We start from the raw sequence: 1,162 nt of genomic DNA on the forward strand, positions 1-1,162 counted from the left end.
GGTCGCCGCAACGGTAATTCAATTTAGTACGAGAGGAACCGTTGATTCAGATAATTGGTTTTTGCGGCTGTCTGACCAGGCAGTGCCGCGACGCTACCATCTGCCGGATAATGGCTGAACGCCTCTAAGTCAGAATCCGTGCCGGAACGCGGCGATGTTGCCCCGCACGTCGTAGTTGGATACGAATAGGCCTCCGGGCCATGCACCTCAGCAGGCTGGCGACGGCTCCTAGGGAGAAGCCCCTGGGAGCTGGCTGGCGAATTGCAATGTCACCTCGCGCGGGGATGAATCCTCTGCAGACGACTGAAGTGACCAAGCGGGTCGTGTACGCGGTCAAGTAGCCTTGTTGCTACGAGTCGCTGAGCGTCAGCCCGTCCTTGGCTAGATTTGTGTTATACACCTCCCCCACTGACAGGTCCGGCAGCGCCGGGCGGTTGGAGGGGGCCTCTGGGATGGGACTCCCGGCCGTGAGCCAGGGGTCCCTCCCTCCTTCTCTTCGACCAACTTCATTCGCCAGTTGGCCATTCGACTTCGCCGGAGAAACCCAAGCGAGGACGGAATGGATTCTGCATCGCGTTGACTTGACTCGAGCGGGATCAAGGCAAGGAGGCCGTCCGGGCCCTCGTGCGCGACAAAGGGCCATTGACCAGTTGGCCGCGCGAGACGGTCGCCAGGACGCGGTGGGCCGGTGGGCGTCCCCCACGAATCACTTTCGGACCACAGAACGTTTGCACGCAGGATGGCCGGCCACGCTGCGCCGGAGCACCTGTAGGGCGGGGGCCAGGCAGGCAGGCGTCCGGTGCCCGCGGAGAGTTGCGTGCGTGCGTGCTGGCGAAGGGAATTGACCAGTTGGCCAGGGGAGATGGGGTGATGCGAGGCGCCGCGGGGAGAGACGGGCCGGGATGGGGGGTGGGACGCGCGCGGATGGCGAGGCAGCGAGGCGGCCAGGGGAGCGCCAGGATGGCCGTGGATGGCCGTGGATGGCTGCGGATTGGGGCATGCGGCGTGCAGGTAGCCCACTTTGTATGGGTGGTGTGGCGTGGAGTTGACCAGTTGGCCGGGTGAGATGGGCGAGTTGCAGTAGATAGACTACGGATGGTGATGGGATGAGCAATAATGGCTCTCCGTCTAACTGGAGGCGACGTTTACAGACTATTCATAG

1 rRNA gene (cut by a window edge) is annotated in these 1,162 nt (G+C 63.1%); it reads left to right on the forward strand.

The annotated features are described in order from the left end of the window. Positions 1-199 (forward strand): 23S ribosomal RNA (locus tag GMA12_RS19730); its annotated part reaches 528 nt to the left of the window's first position; the annotation flags it as partial. Between the last annotated feature and the right edge of the window lie 963 nt (positions 200-1,162).

It is taken from the genome of Kocuria sediminis (assembly GCF_009735315.1).
GTDB lineage: Bacteria > Actinomycetota > Actinomycetes > Actinomycetales > Micrococcaceae > Kocuria > Kocuria turfanensis.